General features: G+C 44.4%; 20 protein-coding genes and 2 pseudogenes. 14 read left to right on the top strand and 8 right to left on the bottom strand.

The annotated features are described in order from the left end of the window. Positions 1 to 8: 8 nt before the first annotated feature. Positions 9 to 2246, top strand: coding sequence for an acyl-CoA dehydrogenase (locus FM037_RS08455; protein WP_144045634.1), 2238 nt, complete (start codon positions 9 to 11; stop codon positions 2244 to 2246). Between the two features lie 253 nt (positions 2247 to 2499). Next, positions 2500 to 2823, top strand: coding sequence for a YecR family lipoprotein (gene yecR / locus FM037_RS08450; RefSeq protein WP_144045633.1), 324 nt, complete (start codon positions 2500 to 2502; stop codon positions 2821 to 2823). Positions 2824 to 2845: 22 nt separating this feature from the next. On the opposite strand, the gene FM037_RS08445 is transcribed toward yecR, so the two are convergent. Beyond that, on the bottom strand, positions 2846 to 3850 hold the full coding sequence (locus FM037_RS08445; protein WP_144045632.1) for a diguanylate cyclase domain-containing protein: 1005 nt from the start codon (positions 3848 to 3850) through the stop codon (positions 2846 to 2848). Between the two features lie 175 nt (positions 3851 to 4025). Here FM037_RS08445 and FM037_RS08440 point away from each other — a divergent pair, with 175 nt between their 5' ends. Then, a complete protein-coding gene (locus FM037_RS08440; RefSeq protein WP_144045631.1) occupies positions 4026 to 4436 on the top strand; it encodes a VOC family protein in 411 nt (136 codons plus the stop codon). After that, on the top strand, positions 4437 to 4745 hold the full coding sequence (locus FM037_RS08435; RefSeq protein ID WP_144045630.1) for a YncE family protein: 309 nt from the start codon (positions 4437 to 4439) through the stop codon (positions 4743 to 4745). It abuts the gene before it with no gap. Positions 4746 to 4825: 80 nt separating this feature from the next. Here FM037_RS08435 and FM037_RS08430 read toward each other — a convergent pair whose 3' ends face one another. Beyond that, positions 4826 to 5176, bottom strand: a complete 351-nt coding sequence (locus FM037_RS08430) for a winged helix-turn-helix transcriptional regulator (RefSeq protein WP_144045629.1) — start codon at positions 5174 to 5176, stop codon at positions 4826 to 4828. A 168-nt stretch (positions 5177 to 5344) separates the two neighbouring features. Between FM037_RS08430 and FM037_RS08425 the strand changes: the two genes are divergently transcribed. The 4 genes and pseudogenes from FM037_RS08425 to rsgA all read left to right on the top strand — a co-directional run bounded on the left by FM037_RS08425 (position 5345) and on the right by rsgA (position 8434). Beyond that, positions 5345 to 6112 (top strand): SDR family NAD(P)-dependent oxidoreductase, encoded by a 768-nt coding sequence (locus FM037_RS08425; RefSeq protein ID WP_144048890.1) that lies wholly within the window; start codon positions 5345 to 5347, stop codon positions 6110 to 6112. Positions 6113 to 6206: 94 nt separating this feature from the next. Then, a pseudogene (locus FM037_RS08420) lies at positions 6207 to 6707 on the top strand (cupin domain-containing protein); the annotation flags it as partial. Between the two features lie 23 nt (positions 6708 to 6730). Further along, a complete protein-coding gene (locus FM037_RS30370; protein ID WP_407695656.1) occupies positions 6731 to 6877 on the top strand; it encodes a cupin domain-containing protein in 147 nt (48 codons plus the stop codon). A 405-nt stretch (positions 6878 to 7282) separates the two neighbouring features. Then, the gene (rsgA, locus tag FM037_RS08415) at positions 7283 to 8434 is read left to right on the top strand and encodes a ribosome small subunit-dependent GTPase A (protein WP_144045628.1); all 1152 of its coding nucleotides are present in this window, start codon (positions 7283 to 7285) and stop codon (positions 8432 to 8434) included. 214 nt (positions 8435 to 8648) lie between these two features. On the opposite strand, the gene FM037_RS08410 is transcribed toward rsgA, so the two are convergent. Beyond that, the gene (locus FM037_RS08410) at positions 8649 to 8897 is read right to left on the bottom strand and encodes a hypothetical protein (protein WP_144045627.1); all 249 of its coding nucleotides are present in this window, start codon (positions 8895 to 8897) and stop codon (positions 8649 to 8651) included. 410 nt (positions 8898 to 9307) lie between these two features. Between FM037_RS08410 and FM037_RS08405 the strand changes: the two genes are divergently transcribed. Further along, positions 9308 to 9712, top strand: coding sequence for a hypothetical protein (locus FM037_RS08405; protein WP_144045626.1), 405 nt, complete (start codon positions 9308 to 9310; stop codon positions 9710 to 9712). Positions 9713 to 9834: 122 nt separating this feature from the next. On the opposite strand, the gene FM037_RS08400 is transcribed toward FM037_RS08405, so the two are convergent. Beyond that, complete coding sequence (locus FM037_RS08400; protein ID WP_144045625.1) at positions 9835 to 10053, bottom strand: YbaM family protein; 219 nt, start codon at positions 10051 to 10053, stop codon at positions 9835 to 9837. Positions 10054 to 10354: 301 nt separating this feature from the next. Here FM037_RS08400 and FM037_RS08395 point away from each other — a divergent pair, with 301 nt between their 5' ends. From FM037_RS08395 to FM037_RS08385, 3 genes are all read left to right on the top strand, one after another. Then, entirely contained in the window at positions 10355 to 10606 is a 252-nt protein-coding gene (locus FM037_RS08395) for a hypothetical protein (RefSeq protein ID WP_144045624.1), read from the top strand. A 115-nt stretch (positions 10607 to 10721) separates the two neighbouring features. Continuing rightward, positions 10722 to 11237: an NUDIX hydrolase gene (locus FM037_RS08390; protein ID WP_144045623.1), complete on the top strand. Its 516-nt coding sequence runs from the start codon at positions 10722 to 10724 to the stop codon at positions 11235 to 11237. A 161-nt stretch (positions 11238 to 11398) separates the two neighbouring features. Further along, positions 11399 to 11842 carry a universal stress protein gene (locus tag FM037_RS08385; RefSeq protein WP_144045622.1) on the top strand — a complete coding sequence of 148 codons (444 nt, stop codon included), beginning with the start codon at positions 11399 to 11401 and terminating at the stop codon, positions 11840 to 11842. A 78-nt stretch (positions 11843 to 11920) separates the two neighbouring features. Here FM037_RS08385 and gltS read toward each other — a convergent pair whose 3' ends face one another. From gltS to FM037_RS08370, 3 genes are all read right to left on the bottom strand, one after another. After that, positions 11921 to 13150 (bottom strand): sodium/glutamate symporter, encoded by a 1230-nt coding sequence (gene gltS / locus FM037_RS08380; protein ID WP_144045621.1) that lies wholly within the window; start codon positions 13148 to 13150, stop codon positions 11921 to 11923. Between the two features lie 194 nt (positions 13151 to 13344). Continuing rightward, complete coding sequence (locus FM037_RS08375; RefSeq protein ID WP_227992589.1) at positions 13345 to 13776, bottom strand: hypothetical protein; 432 nt, start codon at positions 13774 to 13776, stop codon at positions 13345 to 13347. 36 nt (positions 13777 to 13812) lie between these two features. Next, complete coding sequence (locus FM037_RS08370; RefSeq protein ID WP_144048888.1) at positions 13813 to 14265, bottom strand: DUF3291 domain-containing protein; 453 nt, start codon at positions 14263 to 14265, stop codon at positions 13813 to 13815. Positions 14266 to 14437: 172 nt separating this feature from the next. Here FM037_RS08370 and FM037_RS30365 point away from each other — a divergent pair, with 172 nt between their 5' ends. After that, on the top strand, positions 14438 to 14635 hold the full coding sequence (locus FM037_RS30365; RefSeq protein WP_407695655.1) for a nucleotidyl cyclase domain-containing protein: 198 nt from the start codon (positions 14438 to 14440) through the stop codon (positions 14633 to 14635). Positions 14636 to 14712: 77 nt separating this feature from the next. Here FM037_RS30365 and FM037_RS08360 read toward each other — a convergent pair whose 3' ends face one another. Further along, positions 14713 to 16002: a dicarboxylate/amino acid:cation symporter gene (locus FM037_RS08360; RefSeq protein ID WP_144045619.1), complete on the bottom strand. Its 1290-nt coding sequence runs from the start codon at positions 16000 to 16002 to the stop codon at positions 14713 to 14715. Positions 16003 to 16346: 344 nt separating this feature from the next. Between FM037_RS08360 and FM037_RS08355 the strand changes: the two are divergent. Then, positions 16347 to 17599: pseudogene (locus tag FM037_RS08355) on the top strand (dicarboxylate/amino acid:cation symporter). Positions 17600 to 17690 lie beyond the last annotated feature (91 nt).

The raw sequence follows: 17690 nt of genomic DNA, 5'->3' as shown, positions 1-17690 counted from the left end.
CGAAGAAGATGAGCATAAGAACCCAATTAAAAAAGATAATGCCGAGTATTTCTACCACAGAGCAAGAGGCACTCGATGCCGGTGATGTATGGTTAGAGGGATCGATCTTCCAAGGCAAACCTGACTTCGCTGCACTGAGAGACATTCCGGTCGCTAAGTTAAGCGTAGATGAACAGGCCTTCCTCGATGGTCCTGTGACCACTTTAATAGAGATGATAGATGACTTCGCTATCCAGGGTGATAAACATATACCGGATCACATTCTTAGCTATCTTAAAGAGAACAAATTTTTCTCACTGATCATTCCAAAATCCTACGGCGGACTCGAATTTAGCCCTTACGCTAACTCAACCATAGTTGCCACCATATCGGCCAAGAGCTCAGCCGTTGCCGTTACTGTCATGGTGCCTAACTCTTTGGGTCCGGGCGAGCTATTGATGCATTATGGTACCAGTGAGCAAAGAGACTACTGGCTACCGCGTCTGGCTAAAGGTCAGGAGATCCCGTGCTTTGCCCTGACCAGCCCGGAGGCTGGCTCTGATGCCGGTGGTATCCCGGATGTTGGCATTGTGACTATGGGTGAATTTGAAGGTAAGCAGGTACTTGGTCTCTCGATCACCTGGGATAAGCGCTATATCACCTTAGCCCCTATCGCCACAGTACTTGGACTGGCGTTCAAGGTTCAAGATCCAAAGGGTCTGCTTGGCGGCAAAGAAAATCTTGGCATTACCTGTGCGCTGATCCCTAAGTCTCACCCGGGGGTACAACTTGGCAATCGTCACGATCCTATGGGCGTTAACTTCTATAATGGCACCACACGCGGCGAAAATGTATTTATCCCTATGGATTTCATCATAGGTGGCCAGGCTAAGATTGGCCGTGGCTGGGCTATGCTCGTTGCCTGTCTTGGCGCGGGACGTGGTATCTCTTTACCTGCCCTTGGTGCAGCGGTGAGCCAGTGCTCATTTAAGTCTTCGGCAGAATATGCCGCCGTCCGTGAGCAATTTGGATTATCTATCGGCAAGTTCGAAGGCATTCAAGAAAAACTTGCAGACATTGCCGGTAAGACGTATTTACAGGAATCCATGCGAGTGCTGACCACAGAAGGCCTAGGTATAGGCCTTAAGCCTTCGGTAGTGACTGCAATCGCAAAATATCATATGACCGAACTTGGCCGAGATATACTCAACTCAGCCATGGACATTCAAGCCGGTAAGGCCATTCAACGTGGTCCACAAAATACCTTAGCCTCGGCTTATGTTGCCCAGCCTATCGCTATCACGGTCGAAGGCGCTAACATTCTGACCCGTAACCTGATGATTTTCGGGCAAGGCGTAATGCGTTGTCACCCTCATATGCAGAGCATGGTTGAGGCGATTCACAGCGATCATAAGAATGCCGATAAGGTGTTTAACAGCATATTCCGTAAAACCATAGGTTACAGCGTCAACAACAGTTTGCGCGCATTCCGTTTAGGCCTGCTGCCATTTACAGCCCCTTCAAGCTCTAAGCTAGCTGAAGTCGCGACATACGAGAAATCAGTCAACAAACTGGCTTCGAAACTCGCAGTATACGCCGACTTCTCTTTGCTGGTACTTGGCGGAAAACTCAAGCAAGCCGAGATGCTATCGGCGCGCCTGGGTGATGTGATGAGTTACTTGTACGCTGCCATGGCGTCGATTCGTTATTACGAGCAGAAACTGCCAAGCGAGCAAAGAGCACAAGCAGCGCCTTACTTTCACTATGCGACCCGTTGGTCTCTGTGTAAGGCAGAAGAAGCACTGCTTGCCTTCCTGGAAAACTTCCCGTCGTCGCCAGTACGTAAGTTAATGCGTGCATTAACGGTGACTTACTCAGCTAAAATGCCGAAAGTGAATGATAACTTAGTCAGAGAGCTTGCCGAGCAGGCCCAGCTCAATACTGAGTTCAAGAAGAACCTGACTCACTTGATTAAGCCTGTTGTCGGTGATGGTAACTACATCAACGAGCAAGCCTATCTGGCTAAGATGGATTGCCTCGAGTTACTGGCTAAGGTGAAAAAGGGGCTTAAGGCGCGTGCATTCAAACCTGGCACTCGCTTCCCTATCACTCTCGATAATGCTCTGGCCGCTAAAGTCATCAACGCCACAGAGCACAAACAATTGCTGAGCTACAACCTCAAGCGTGAGCGCGCGATCCGCGTCGATGAGTTCGATTTTAATATGAATTTAATCGGTGAAAAAGCAGAGCTAAAGATAGCTAACTAAGTTCAGTTTTCACTATACCAAGAAGAGATGCAGCCAAGTGGCTGCATTTTTTTTAACTCAATACTGAGCATCAAGGTAAGAAATATGTTTCACGTATGCTAACCATAATGAGGCATCTGAATAATATTTGGACGAACACACTTCATTTACTATTTTCAATGTGCTCTTAAGCAACTCATTGACTATGATGCCGAAGCCTAGAAGGAAGCTTATATAAGCTTCCTAATCAATTTAGAATTCGAATCAATAACTTATGAAAAACATACTGAAACAAACGCTCGTTATTGCAACCCTTGCTCTCACTATATCGGCATGCACTTCAATGAAAACCATGGAAGCCACAGGCGGCAGCCTAGCCGATGGGGTCATTGAACTCTCCTACACCCGTACGCCAAGTGAAACATCTATCTTCGATGAACAAGATGCCTTAAAGACAGCAACAAAAAGATGCAAAGCTTGGGGATTCAAAAAAGCAGATGCTTTTAGCGGTGAACAAACCAGCTGCCGGGATCAGCTTGGCTCAAGATGTGATGTCTATATGGTCACCAAGAAGTATCAATGTGTTGGTAAAGGCTAGGTTAGCTATAGGCTATTAGCCTTTAGCTAACCCGTTTTGTTAGTTTAAGTGCTTGGGGATCATGGTTTTGCCAAAAGGCATAATGATGTTTTCCCCTCTGCTTCACCTGATACATGGCCCTATCAGCCTGTTCGTAAATCGCAATAAATGGATCGGAGCAATCAAATAGACTGATACCGATACTTAACCCTAATTTGATTTCACAGGAATCAATCTGAACGGGTCTGCAATAGTGTTCCAATATGCTTTGAGCTAACTTAGCCAGTACCTCTTTATTGATAGCAGTATGCAAAATCACGAACTCATCACCACCAAAACGCGCTAGCTTGGCTAACCCTCCCGCCTTATTTTTAAGGGTCTGTGCCACATCCATCAACACCAGATCGCCGAATCGATGACCATGTTTATCGTTAAGTAACTTGAAACCATCGAGATCGATGAAGAAAAGTGCACCGCCAATGCGTGGCTGACTGTGTTGTTGAATATAAAATGCTTGCTCCAGCGCCTTACGGTTGAGTAGATGGGTAAGAGGGTCACAATGAGCCAGCCTGGCTAAATCAAGTTCGTAGCGCTTCTCTTGGGTAATATCAATATGAGTCCCCATCATACGAACAGGTCGACCTTCATCATATTCGACGATACGGCCTCTGTCTGAGACCCAACTTACGCTGCCATCTTTATGCAGCATTCTGTGAACGACCTGATAGGACTCAGCTTTACCGGATACATGATCTTCAAAAGCGGCGATTACCCAGTCTCTGTCTTCCGGATGAAGTTTTCCCTTCCAGCTATCCACATGAGCCGACAACTCTTGCTCCGTATAACCCAGTAGATGCCCCCACTCACGATTGAAAATAGTGAGCGTACCACTGGGGATATGCTGCTGCCAAAGACATAAACCTGTGCCATCCAGAGCAGCGGTCAGCTTCTCCTCGACACTTAGCATCTGCCTTGTTAACTCGAGATTATCATCTTTCAACGCTTTGATTTCGGCTTGTAATTGTCTGATGGTTTTATCTGCGCACATCCCCTTGCATCCCTAACATACTTTCAAAATGGTCCTTTTATGAGCTTAACGGAATGGCGCCCCGTATTAAAGAGCGGAATACATGTTCAACTAAAACTCCTAGTGATCTATAGAAAAGCAAACAAGCTGATAATGACCAACACATTCAAATCTATCGGTAGATATAGGGAAAAAGATGAACTTTGATTGGCAAGAGCTACATACTCAATATTTTGATACTTCTGTCGCTTTCTATACGGCACATTTCAATTGCACCATCAGGGAGGTTCGCGGAAGAAATGGTAAGCGCTACGGACTCATCATTCCTCATGGTTCTGTCAAACCTATGGCCGGCATCTTCGAGACCGCAACTAACTGTCAGGAAACAGCGAAGGATGGACAATTTCATATGCCTATATCGGCTTGGGTGGGGTATGTCACTGTCGACAATATTGATCAATCCGTAGAACAGGCATTAGCTGATGGGGCCATTGAACTTGCCGCATTTGAGATCCCATATATCGGCTCAGTCTCAGTGCTCAAAGACCCAGCAGGCCAAGAAATCAACTTGATTGAGTACAAGGCAACTGGCAGTTCACGCAAATAAATGAGTGAGTCTAGTGTTATTGTTAACTATTTAAAATGGCTAAGAAAATGTATTGAAAGTGATCCAGGTAGGCAATGGCCATGGGGAATAGATCTCGCCCCCGATGATAGCTTTGTGGCCACTGCTGCCATTAGCGATAACAAGATCTCAATCATAGATCCTGTCAACCTAACGACTCAACACATAGTTGTCGGTCAAGGACCCCACGGTATCCGTACCAGTAAGGACAGCCAATGGATCTACGTCACCTTAACTAAAGACAACCAAGTCGTGGTGATCAATGCCCAGATCATGACCATAGAGAAATGATTTATTGTGGGTAATTTCCCGTTCTGGATTGCGGTCAATGGCAGCCCTTAGCTTGCTCCAAGGTAGAATGAACCCAAAGTCTATTGCGCCTCTATCTCTTGTTGCAGCTCTTTAAGCGCATCCAATATTGTCATAAACTTACTTCCGAAAGGCGTCACGTGATACTCCACACGCGGCGGGATCTCCGGATAGCTGATTTTTTCTAAGATCCCAAATTCGACATTACGCTTCAGGCATTGATTAAGTACCTTAGTGGTTAAGCCCTCAACACGGCGTACCATCTCACCAGGGCGATTGATATCTTGAGCCAATAGCTGAAAAACGGTCAAAGACCATTTACAGCCCACTATGGTTTCGACCATGCGTGTGCTTTCACTCGGGCTTACCACTCGTAACTGCAAAGTTGAAATTTCTTTTTCTTTTAAAGTCATAAAGATGTACCAAAAAGTACCTAGCGAACCTATTTGTACTTACTATTTTAATCTGTCGATGAGCCATAAGATTATCACATCAAACGGCTTAAACGCCGACGAAATAAGTAATCAACGAATAATCGACAAGGATTCATTATGACAGCTACAGAGACTCATTCTTCAAACCTGGCTTTTTCACATTCCGGCATCGCACTTATTGTTGGCGGCTCGAGTGGTATGGGCTTTGAATCGGCCAAACAACTCGTAAAATCCAATATTCAAGTGGTTATTGTCGGCAACAACGCCGCTAAGCTTGAGAAGGCCGTTGCCGAGCTGAGTGAATTTGGTAAGGTATCAGGGTTACAAGCCGATCTTTATCAAAAAAGCCATGTTCAACGCATCATCGACTTTATTGAATTACCTTCAAACAAGGTTAGTTATCTGGTCAATGCCGCCGGCTACTTCAACCCAAAGCCCTTCCTTGAGCACAGCGAGAGTGATTATGAAATTTATATGGGCTTAAACAAGTCTACTTTTATTATTTCTCAAGCCGTAGCCAAGAACATGATGCAAAATGACGGTGGCAACATAGTCAACATTGGCTCTATGTGGGCAAAACAAGCGGTTAAGGCTACCCCCTCTTCTGCTTACTCTATGGCTAAAGCCGGACTTCATGCCTTGACACAACATATGGCCATGGAGCTGGCAGACGCTAATATCAGGGTCAACGCCGTCTCTCCTGCCGTGGTCAAGACGCCCATCTATCAAGCCTTTATTGAACCTGAGCAGATGGATGAAGCCTTAGCAGGCTTTAATGGCTTCCATCCAATCGGTAGGATAGGCACTCCATCAGATGTTGCCAATACCATTAGCTTTTTGCTTTCAGATGCCTCCAGTTGGGTTACTGGTGCCATCTGGGATGTCGATGGCGGCGTGATGGCTGGGCGAAATTAAACCAGTTTCGAGCATCGAGCATCGAGTATCGAGTATCGAGTATCGAGTAAGAAAGAGTAATCATGAGAACTGTGGAATCAACAAGGGCCAGGAAATGAATCCTTTATTAAATATAAATCTGAATATGGATTTTGCACACAGAGTCGTTATCGACAGCAATGATATGGACTGGCTTCCTAGCCCCCTTGAGGGAGTCACCCGTAAGCCTCTGGCAAGGGAGAACCAAGAAAGCGGCCATGCCACCAGTATAGTGCGTTATCAAGCTGGTTCACATTTCAGCGCACACCGTCACCCAATAGGTGAAGAGATATTGGTGTTAGATGGCACCTTTTCCGATGAGACGGGTGACTACCCGGCGGGGACTTACATTCGTAATCCGCCAGGCAGCAGTCATAGCCCGTTTAGCACGAATGGTTGCACCCTTTTTGTCAAACTCAACCAGTTTAATATTCAAGATACTCAGCAAGTGCGAGTCGATACCAAGAGACAGGTATGGCAACAAGGTATTGGCGGGCTCGAGGTCATGTCACTGCATGATTTTGAGGGGCAGCACACAGCGCTGGTGAAATGGCCTGCCAATGAGGTTTTTCAACCCATCGACACTTTGGCGGCGAAGAGATACTGGTATTATCGGGGCAGTTTGAAGATGAACATGGCAGATATCCGGCAAACACCTGGATACGCAGCCCGCATCAGAGTGAGCATCATCCTTTTGTGAAACAGGAAACGGTTATTTTAGTCAAGGTGGGACATCTGATGATTTAAAAGCCAAAATAAGTAAAAATCAGCAAGGAGTAGCTAGTGAAACCTAGCGGATTTTGTTATTGTTGAGCTCACTTTGAAGTCGAATGACCACGCTGGAAGTTCGACTGACTCTAATACTATTACCAACTTAAACAGATAGGAGATTAATTGATGATTGTTACAGGTTTTAACTGGGCAACAGGCGCTTTAACTTAAACAGTTATAGATCAAAGCAATTTTTGCTTAGCTCTTTTAAGTAGTTGTTTATGTAAATAAGGTTCCACTGCCCGGTTGTATTTATCGTTACGACTAGCGACGACTCGTCCTAGCCTCAAGTAACGCATAACACCGGGATCTCAGATATACCTCAGGTTAGTTGACGATCCCCTGATCCAATCAGTTCAGGCGCTTTGCGCTGGGATAAAAATGAATAAACACAATCGATTCTCAATAATCAAATCTAAAACAATCTCGAGTTCAACTTCTAGCTCAAATTCTAACTCGCTCTCTATTGATGGCAGTACAGTTACACATCAAGAGAAATCAAACGACTCACTCACTCGATTAGGTTGGCGTCCCTTTTTTGCACAACAAGTGGCAGAGGAGAATATCACCGAGATTCAGTTCGCTAAAGTGATGGCCTGTCACCGAAATCAATTCGAGCTAGAGACAAGTACCCACACCTTAACGCTCCCTATCACAAACCAGATGCCTGATATCACAGTGGGTGACTGGTTGGTGCTTAATGATGACCACAGCTTTCGTCATCGGCTGGAACGTATCTCATTATTTAGCCGTAAAGCCCCTGGAAGCAAGGTGCAGACTCAGCTCATTGCGGCCAATGTCGACACGGTATTTATCGTCTCATCCTTGAATAATGACTTTAATTTAAACCGTATAGAGCGATATCTCACCTTAGCCAATGAAGCCGGGGTAACCCCGGTATTCGTACTGACTAAAGCCGATCTTTGCGATGACACTCGAGTCTACATTAAGCAGATATTGGGCATTTCTCCGCTGGCTATGATAGAGACAGTTAATGCGCTAGCACGAGAGAGCGTGCAATCTCTACACACTTATTGCTCTGCGGGGCAAACAGTAGCAGTCATGGGCTCATCCGGAGTTGGAAAATCAACACTCATCAATAGCTTGATAGGGAGCCAGTCACAGTTAACCTCTGACATTCGGGAGGATGATAGCAAGGGACGCCACACCACAACGGGGCGAACTTTACATCAACTGAAATCAGGAGGTTTACTCTTAGATACACCGGGTATGCGAGAGCTACAACTTGCCGATTGTGAACAAGGCGTCGCTGACACCTTCGAAGAGATCATCTCTTTAGCAAGGCAATGCAGGTTTGGTGATTGTCATCACCAATCTGAGCCTGGATGCGCGGTGCAAATGGCGTTAACCAATGGAGAGCTAGAGTCCAGACGTTTAACCAGCTACCAGAAGTTACTCCGGGAGCAGGCATTAAATACGGCGAGTTTAGCCCAGAAGCGCGCTAAAGATCGTAACCGAACCAAGTTCCATCGCTCGGTACAAGATGGGGCCAGAAGGCTTAAGGGAAAGTAAGTTCTCAGTCACAAAATAGTGTGTGGACACAAGCTACAAGGGCGCTTTCTACAAGCGCCCTTTTAAGTCAATACAACACCGAAGTGATTTGCGACTCGATTACGCCCGCTCAGGGGATAATGATGCGATACATGTATCAGTAGCCGAAGCGTTTTAGATCAGGACTCGTATCCAGATCTTAGTTACACTAGGAGTCTTCCATAAACCTAGCTTGTTATCCCATCAAGTTCACCGTTTGAGCGCATAATTGCTTGAGTTTTTCCCATAGGCTTAGACTAGTTACACTCTTATGCTGGCTAGAAAGACCTTGCCGATAATGCTCTGTGCTATCTCGGCGCTCTTGGGCACGATTAGCCACTTCAGCGAAACGTTTACGCTGAGCAAGAGTCATACTGGCCATAAAACTTCTAAAGGGGGTTTCAGGCATTTTAGCTGCCAGGCTTGTCTTAGGTGTGCTGCACATAATCACTCCAGCAATCAAAGATACATAGGTAATTAAATGACAAAGCTATAAACTCAAAAAATTGTCATATCACAAGATGCTTGCTTATATAGACCTTCACAAGGGGTATTTTATTTCCTGTTTTTTCTCTAACAATACCCTCCCTTTCTCCCAACAAAACCAGCATCATTTTCTTGCCATATTTCACCTTATTCCGGTCAGGTTTAAGGCAAGAATCTCACAATTTCATTTCATTATAACCAAAACAATATAATATTTATTTGCCATAAATTTCAATAGATTATCATTATTTGGATTTATCACGAATTAAGCCTGAATTCGATTGATATAGAGAGACGGTTTCAATAACCTTGCCCCATCGATGGCGACAATACCCTTAGGTATATGACCATTCCATTTAAAGGTGAAACATGAAATCAATCCGATATATCTTCAGTCTGCTCGCGTTTGTGATAATAGCCAGCTCAACGGCTGTGGCCGCGCCTCAAGTCGGCGTCATGCTTGGCAGCGATACCGGGATAAATGCTAAATTTGGTGATATTAAAGTAGGAGTTGGGTTAGATAATTTTTCAATCACAGTAGACAAGATGATTAATTTTAATAACACACCGCATTTTTACTATGGCTTTGGTGGCAAGATTGCCGATATCAATTCCAATCATCATGATGTTAAATTGGGTGCCAGAGCCATATTCGGTGCGCAAACCTCAGTAGAGAAGTTCACTTTCTTCGTTGAGGCTCAGCCTATTCTTTACATTATTGATGATGTAAAAGTCGAGTTAGAAGCCATAGCGGGAGTTCGCTATCAGTTCTAGAATCACTCAACTATGTCAAATAGTGTAGTCATTGAGGAGCCCGCGCTAACACCAAACGGGATAAGATGAGTAAAAATGCGCTTAACCTCTTGTCTTATATCTATCGGTATTAGCCAGTCATCTTAGATTGCGGGTTTACCTCGTTTAGACATAAGATCGGCTTTGACTATCTCGATAGCCGATAACGCGACTTCGGTTTCTATCTTGTTACTTTCGAAGAGGTAGATAAGATCCACGGCCAGTTTAATATCCTCTGCAGCATCATCCAGAGAAGAGGGTCCTTCTTGCTCTACAGGATTTGTTGGTACTTTCTCTGATTCTGGTATGTTTAGCTTGGACATCTTGTCATCTGAAATTTATCGGCTACTGGTTAACTGATATTGTAGATATTTCTTATCTTAGCCACAAGCCTGCTAAAAAACTCGCTCACTAAATTGTAAGCTTGGTTGATAAGTGAGTTTATACACTAATTGCTCAACTTAGGATCATAAAAAACTTACCGTTCGAGCTCACATTTACTTTACCTCATAGGAAAATGGCGAGAGAGAAGCTCTTATCCATGCGATTAAGCCTTTAGTGTTTGCTCAAGCAAAGATATACTCGACAATAGATAACAAAGATGACTAACTTAGATGGCGGATCATGAGCGAAACTAGCCCAGGCAAGACACAGAAACTCGATTTCTCAGCAATTAATAAGACCACAGCCAAATCGTTTAACGCACAGAAAAACTTGATTAAGCGCCTCTTCAAAGGCAATACTGTCTTGTGTGAAACCTGTAAGCAACCTCTCAAACTCATCGTGCCAACAGACAAGCAACAGACTGGAAAGTATGGTGTTTTTTGCAATAAAGGTTGTACAGATATTGAGTTAGAGCTAGAAGTGGTGCTTTAAGCCATCCCAAATATTCTTGCTAAAGCCTTCAATCTGAGGGCTTTTAAAATCACTCCTCATGTTTAGCCTTTTCTTAACGTTCCATTTCTAGAATATGTCATTTCGCGAGAGAATAATGCGCAATTTAAGAACCACTACTCACCCAGAACTGAGTTCACTCGAAGGTAAAATCTTCCATCGTAGAGCTGCCCGCGGCATCATTCTCGATGGTGAGAACATTCTCATGCTCTATACGGAGCGATATCATGATTACAGTATTCCAGGCGGGGGAATTGATGCAGGAGAAGCCATCGAAGCAGGCCTGCTAAGAGAACTCGAAGAGGAAACTGGCGCTCAACATATCGAAGTGGTGAGCGAGTTTGGTCTGTACCAAGAGTTCAGACCTTGGTACAAGGAAGATTTTGACATCATGCACATGGAGTCATACTGCTACGTATGCAATATTCACCCCGAACTCGGTGAAACGAAACTGGAAGCCCACGAAATTCAAAATGGTATGACACCTGTGTGGATCAACATATTCGAGGCCATAAAACACAACGAGCACACCATGGCTAACAGCCCCAAGAAAGGCATGTCTATCGAACGAGAGACCTACCTGCTCAAGCTCATCGTCGAAGAGCTCTTGTAAGCTCTTTTAGGTACACACTCAAGCAGTAAGATTTATTTATCCTCTGCCTAAGTAATTCTCAATATTATTAATTCAACAGAGGTTTAAGCTTGCTTCATCAGGCTTAGCGGAAGTTAAGCGCTAACAAATAATACCTCTAGGTATAAATAGGCAGGTTGAGAATGAATTACAAACATATACTCTTGTGTGTCGCACTGAATAAAGACAGTGGGAAAATCTTAGCAAAAGCGGCTAATATTGCCAGACAGAATCAAGCGTTGCTGAGTCTGCTGCATATCGACCTGGACATTCCCCACACCTATGAGGGGATGCTAGGAAGCGATTATAAAGAGCAGGAGAGCATCGTCAGAGAAGAATCTACGACTTCGATGGCTAAGCTTATCGACTCTCTCGACATGGATATAAAACATCACTACCCGATCCACCAGCACATCATACACTCAGGCGATCTCGACAGTGAGATCCTCGACAATATCGACAAATATGACATAGATCTACTGATCATGGGTCACCATAAAGTGAACTTTATCACTCAGTTTTTGCTTTCACCCACTGAGCCAGTTTTGCGCAATATGCCCTGTGACTCGATGTTCATCAAGTTATAAGCCTTACCTTTAATCCAAAAATAAAAAGGAGCCTGGGCTCCTTTTTATTATCAGTTAACAGTCCTATCGCAAATATGTTTAGAAATTAACGAACAGGTTGATGATCATGGCATTGACGATATCGATAAAGAAACCACATACCAGAGGCACTATGATGAAGGCTCTATGAGCCGCGCCATATTGCTGAGATACCGCCGTCATATTTACAATCGCCGTCGCTGTCGAGCCCAAGGTGACCCCGCCAAAGCCGGAACATATGACTGCTGCCTCATAATCTTTGCCCATCAGCCTAAATACGATAAACACAGTGAACAGAATCGACAGCAATACCTGCAACGTCATCACCACAGAAATATAAGCCAGACTACCTTCAAGCTCCCAAATTTTCAGGCTCATCAAGGCCATGGTTAAGAACATGCCTAGACAGATATCTTGAATGAGTGATAAGCCTCTGGAAGCATCCTCTACATAACTTCTGTCTTTCTCTTTGTCACGATTGAGATAAGCTCTGCCTACATTACCAATGATAATACCCGCTAACAGACAAGCAACGAACATAGGCAGCTTAAGCCCAGCCTCTTGTAATCCGATGTCGATAAAATAACCCACAATCAAGGTCACGTTTAACCATAACCAGGCACGTAATACCCCAAAATAATCGACTTGAATATGATTGCGGTTACTATTATGGCTAGCACCGATATCTAAGTTAGTATCCAGATTCGGTTTCACATTATGACGTTTCATCAAATAAGCGGCAATTGGCCCACCAATGACACAAGCTGCAATAAGGCCTAATGTATTGGATGCTATGCCTAGCTCACTGGCATTCGGTATGCCTAGCTCCTCGACGAAGGTGGGTGTCCAAGCCATGGCCGTACCGACACCACCGATAAGGGAGACAGAACCAGACATCAAACCCGCTTTAGGATCTAAACCAAACAGGGTCGCGACACTGACCCCCATAAAGTTTTGCAAGAAGATAAAAACGGTCGAAAGCACTAGCAAGATAAGCAGCGGTTTACCGCCTTTTAGCAAGGTGACAATATCGGCCTTAAGCCCTATACCGGCAAAGAAATAGAGCAGTAGGATATCTCGGACATCCAAATTAAATTCAATCTGGATGCCAAAAGCATAATAGAGAACCCCGACAATAATCGCACAAGCAAAGCCTCCGACCACGGGCTCTGGAATACTGTATTTTCGTAACAACTCATAGCGAGAGATGATCGTTTTACCTATAAACAGCGCAATAATGGCTAAGGTAAACGAAACAAAATCTCTAATTTCAACTATCTGGGGTTCCATCTATTTCTCTTCCTCCAAAAACTTTTCAGCATTTTACATTACATTAACACTCAATGAAAAGAGCATCATGAATAGGGAACATGAATATAGAGAAATAATGCTGAATTAGAGTTGAATCAAAGAGATAAAAAGCTGATGATTCAGCTTTCTAAACCCTAAAATATTGTCATAGATATGAAAAATCAGCATTAGCGTTATTGGCGGGTATAGATCTGTAGAATGGGGGTCTTGTTATTACCAAATGAAAGTGTCATTGAGATGCTTTCTCCTCGTTTAAACTTCTGCTTATAGGTATGTGGAGAGAGACGTCTGCCATCTCCCATGAGTGCCATAACCTGATCACTTTTAAAGATTCGGCTACCCGATGATTGATTTTCCAGGGTCACCACGGCGCGACGATCGCCTTTTTCATTACTCATCAAGACGTAATTGACCACAATAAAGTCACTGATTTTGGGCTGTATATCACCGTCATTGATGAAATTAAGCTCTACATTATCAGACACAATACGGTCGACATTAAAAACATCACTCAAGTTGTTGTCGTCAGGCTTGTTAGCGGAAAAACTACTAAAACTGATCAAGGAGGCGATCAATACTAGGCTTGTTGTTAATTTACGGCTCAAAAGAACCTCCTGTTTATAATGAAAGAGCAGAATTTATTATACATTTTCCTCTAAAACTTTATCGCCTTTATGCTTAAAGCTAAAGGCATAGTCTGACTCGCCATGTTTTCTTAGATACATGAGTCGCTCTTTCCCCTCTTCAACATCAGGGCGATAACCTTCAGGCACCCACCAGATCACGTAGTTAGCTTGCTCTAGCCTATCAAACCATTCACTTTTTCGTTTTAAAAAACGAATATGATGAGTCTTAAAGATAAAGCCTTTGAGCGCTTCTACTGACTCCCACACCGACATGTTCACGATAATCGAAGGATCATCGAAAGCTTGAATACTGGTTGCATCGCCACTTTCATCTTGCAAGCGCCACACAAACCCTTGGCTTGATTCGGCGATGGCATTAATAGGTTCTAAGTTATCGACAAACTCTTTCATTAAAGGTTCATCCATTGCCGCTTTGGTACGGGCAATATTTAATTGGGCTAACTGCATTTTCTCTGACATTAAACTTCCCTTTTAAAGCAAGATTTGTGATGGACCAATCACAGAAAATAAACATAAATTTAGGTTATCTGACTCTACCTTAATTTTCCTTATGCTGAAATAATCAGCTCATACTCAAATGTAATAAACAATCTTCCGCGGATAACACTTAGCCAAGCAGATCCAAAACAAAGTCGCTGATATGAAAATACCGCTGGGTGTACATCATTGGTTAGCCAGTATCAGTGTGGGATTAGCCGTTCAATCTGGATTTATGTCTCACTATCACGAACTAATAAAGCAAGCCGATAATTCACTATACCAAGCCAAATCCAGTAGCATTTTTACAAATGAAGTTAATCATTGTCAGGTTCTGTGACCTCGTGTTCTTGTTCAGGGGAAATTAATCACCAAGTTTCTCTTAAACCTAGAATGACAACACTATCACTAAAAAGGTTAATCATTATCTGGCTCTGTGACTTCGTGTTCTTGCTCAGGAGAGAGTACCCACGACTCTCCCTCGGTTCGCGCAATGATCACAGTGCCGCAGGCGTCGCTATACACATTGACCGCGGTTCGCATCATATCCAAGATCCTATCGGTGACTAAGAGCAGGCCAATCGCCTCGAGTGGCAGACCTATCGCGGCTAAAATCACGGTAATGGCCACTAAGCTTGCCGCAGGGATCCCTGCGACTCCAATAGACGTTAATAGCGCCACGAGAACTATGGTGAACTGGGTAATAAGTCCCAATTCCAGACCATAGGCCTGAGCAATAAACATGGCTGCGACGCACTCATACAAAGCAGTACCATCCATATTCACCGTAGCCCCTAAGGGCAGCACGAAACTGGCTGTCTTATGTGATACTCCGGCGCGCTTTTTTACGCACTCCATAGTCAGAGGCAGAGTGGCAGATGATGAAGCGGTAGAGAATGCCATCAACATGGCTGGCGACATCACAGATAACTGCTTTAGCGGACTCACGCCTCCTACAAATTTAAGCAAGAGTGGTAAAGCCACAAAGGCATGCAGTGCTAAAGCCGTGATCACAGTCAACAGAAAAACCAACATGGGCGCGAAGGCATCGAAGCCTGTGGCACTCACGGTTTTAGCGATTAATGCAAAAATACCGATAGGGGCAAACTTGAGGACAAATTGAGTGATAAGCACCATGGTCTTAGACACACCCTTCCAAAAGTCTCTTAGCACCTCTCCCCTGCGCCCTTCCACACGTCCCATAAAGAAGCCAAACAGCAAGCTAAAGAATATCAGGCCCAGCATCTGCCCTTCTGCCGCTGCGGCGATTATGTTGGTAGGGATCATGCGAATAAAAATTTCAATCAGATCTTTACTGCCTCTGCCTTCGACTTTCAACAGAGTCGACTCGAGTTCAGCGTTATCGGCGTGCAGGTTTAATAGCTCCCCCGCAGGCGCACCATCGATAATGCCAGGGGTAGTAATATTAACGACCGTGAGTCCAATCAAGATGGCAATAAGACTCGTCGTGGCGTAATAGCCCAAGGTCTTAAGCCCCAAACGGCCCAAATTATCCCCCTGATTAAGGCTAGCCATACTGGAGATAATCGATGCCATGATTAAGGGGACAATCACCATTTTTAAAGCATTAAGAAACAGGGTACCGAAAAAGCCATAGACTTGGTAAATGTGACTGTTAGGAGGCGTAAGCAAGCCAACAAAAATGGCTATAACAATCGCTATCATTATCTGCCAATGAAGTTTCATCTGTCACACCTCAATGAATAAACATGGTCACTACCCTACAAATACTAGTAAAACACAGAGGAATTATCTAAATAAGGCAGTCAATCAGCATCCCAATCTGACAATTATCATTTTTGTTTCTAATAAGTTAATTTACCCCGCCCCGTGTACAAGTCTCGTATTTCAGACGTTAGCGCCAGTGGTTTACTGAGTTATCGCCTTAAGTAAAACAGGTTAAAGTTCACCCTAATCACCGTGGTTGGACTTGTTAGCACCTTGTATATAACAGAGTATTTTTAATACAAAGAAAGGAAGTAATGCTCTATGGAAGGAGTAATCATAATTAAAATTGAAGGTGCAGACTTATGTTTAAATCTCTATCATCCCGTATATTTGTCGGCTTATTTGCCGGCCTGATATTAGGTACAATAATTCAATATGGTTTTGCTGGCAGTAGCTTTGCCAACACCACCTTAGTCGATATCGCATCAGGTGCTGGCAGCATGTTCGTGCAGCTCATCATGATGCTGGTCGTCCCGCTGGTTTTTTTCAGTATAGTTACTGGTATTGCCGAGCTTCGCGATCTCAAATCTTTCGGCCGCTTGGGCAGCAAGACCTTCGGACTATATCTCGTCAATACTGCAGTCGCAATTATCGTCTCAATTGGTTTAGCCATGTGGATCGCACCAGGGGCGGGCATGAATCTAGTAGGCGATCAAAATGCCAGCCTGACATCGACAGAACTTCCGGGCTTTATCGACATGATAGTCAACATAATCCCAAGCAATCCTATTCAGGCATTCGCTTCGGGTAACATGCTGCAGATCATCTTTATGGCGTTGCTGACAGGCGGTATCGTTAAAGCTTTGGGAGATGAAGTACAGCCTGTGGTGGCCTTCTTCCAACTAGGTAACAAGATCATGCTTAAGATGATCACCGTTGTGATGAGCATCGCCCCTATCGGTGTATTCGCCCTCATGGTTAAACTCGGTGCGACCTTCGAACCTGAAGCCTTCTTGAGTGTATTTAGCTATATGGCGGTCATCGTCGGTCTACTGGCATTCTGGGCACTTGTGGTATACCCAGTCGTTATCGGCATGACCACCAATATCTCAGCATCTGAGTTTCGCCGTAAGACGCGTGAGCAGTTCCTGTTCGCACTGTCTACTGCCAGCTCAAATGCCACGATTCCGGTCACCATGCGTACCCTAACTGAAAAACTCGGTGTAAAGCGCAGCGTGGCAGGTTTCGGCGTACCTATGGGCGCAACCATGAACATGAGTGGTGTGGCTATTTATATCACAGTTGCAGCCTTCTTCGTCGGTAACGCCTTCGGTACACCCATCACCATGGATCAAATACCCGTGCTGGCTTCAGTGTGTTCCTGCTGTCAATCGGTGCAGGTGGTGTTCCTGGTGGCGGTATCGTCATGATTGGCGTGCTCATTCACCAGATGGGTCTACCTGTAGAAGCAATTGCTCTGGTAGCAGCCCTTGACCGTATCATCGACATGTTCTGTACCAGTACTAACGTAGTGGGTGACTCGGCGGTAGTAACTATGGTCGACCACAGCGAAAAATTAGAAGAAGCTAAGCTCAATGAGCCAGTTAAGGCTTAAGTTATAAGTTATAAGTTATAAGTTAAGAATAAAACAAAGGCGCCAAATGGCGCCTTTGTTATTACTAACCCAGTCCCAGAGTGAAATGTGG

The organism is Shewanella psychropiezotolerans (genome assembly GCF_007197555.1).
GTDB lineage: Bacteria > Pseudomonadota > Gammaproteobacteria > Enterobacterales > Shewanellaceae > Shewanella > Shewanella psychropiezotolerans.
Note: the sequence above shows the minus strand (reverse complement) of the source record. Positions and strands in the feature narration are given on the sequence as shown.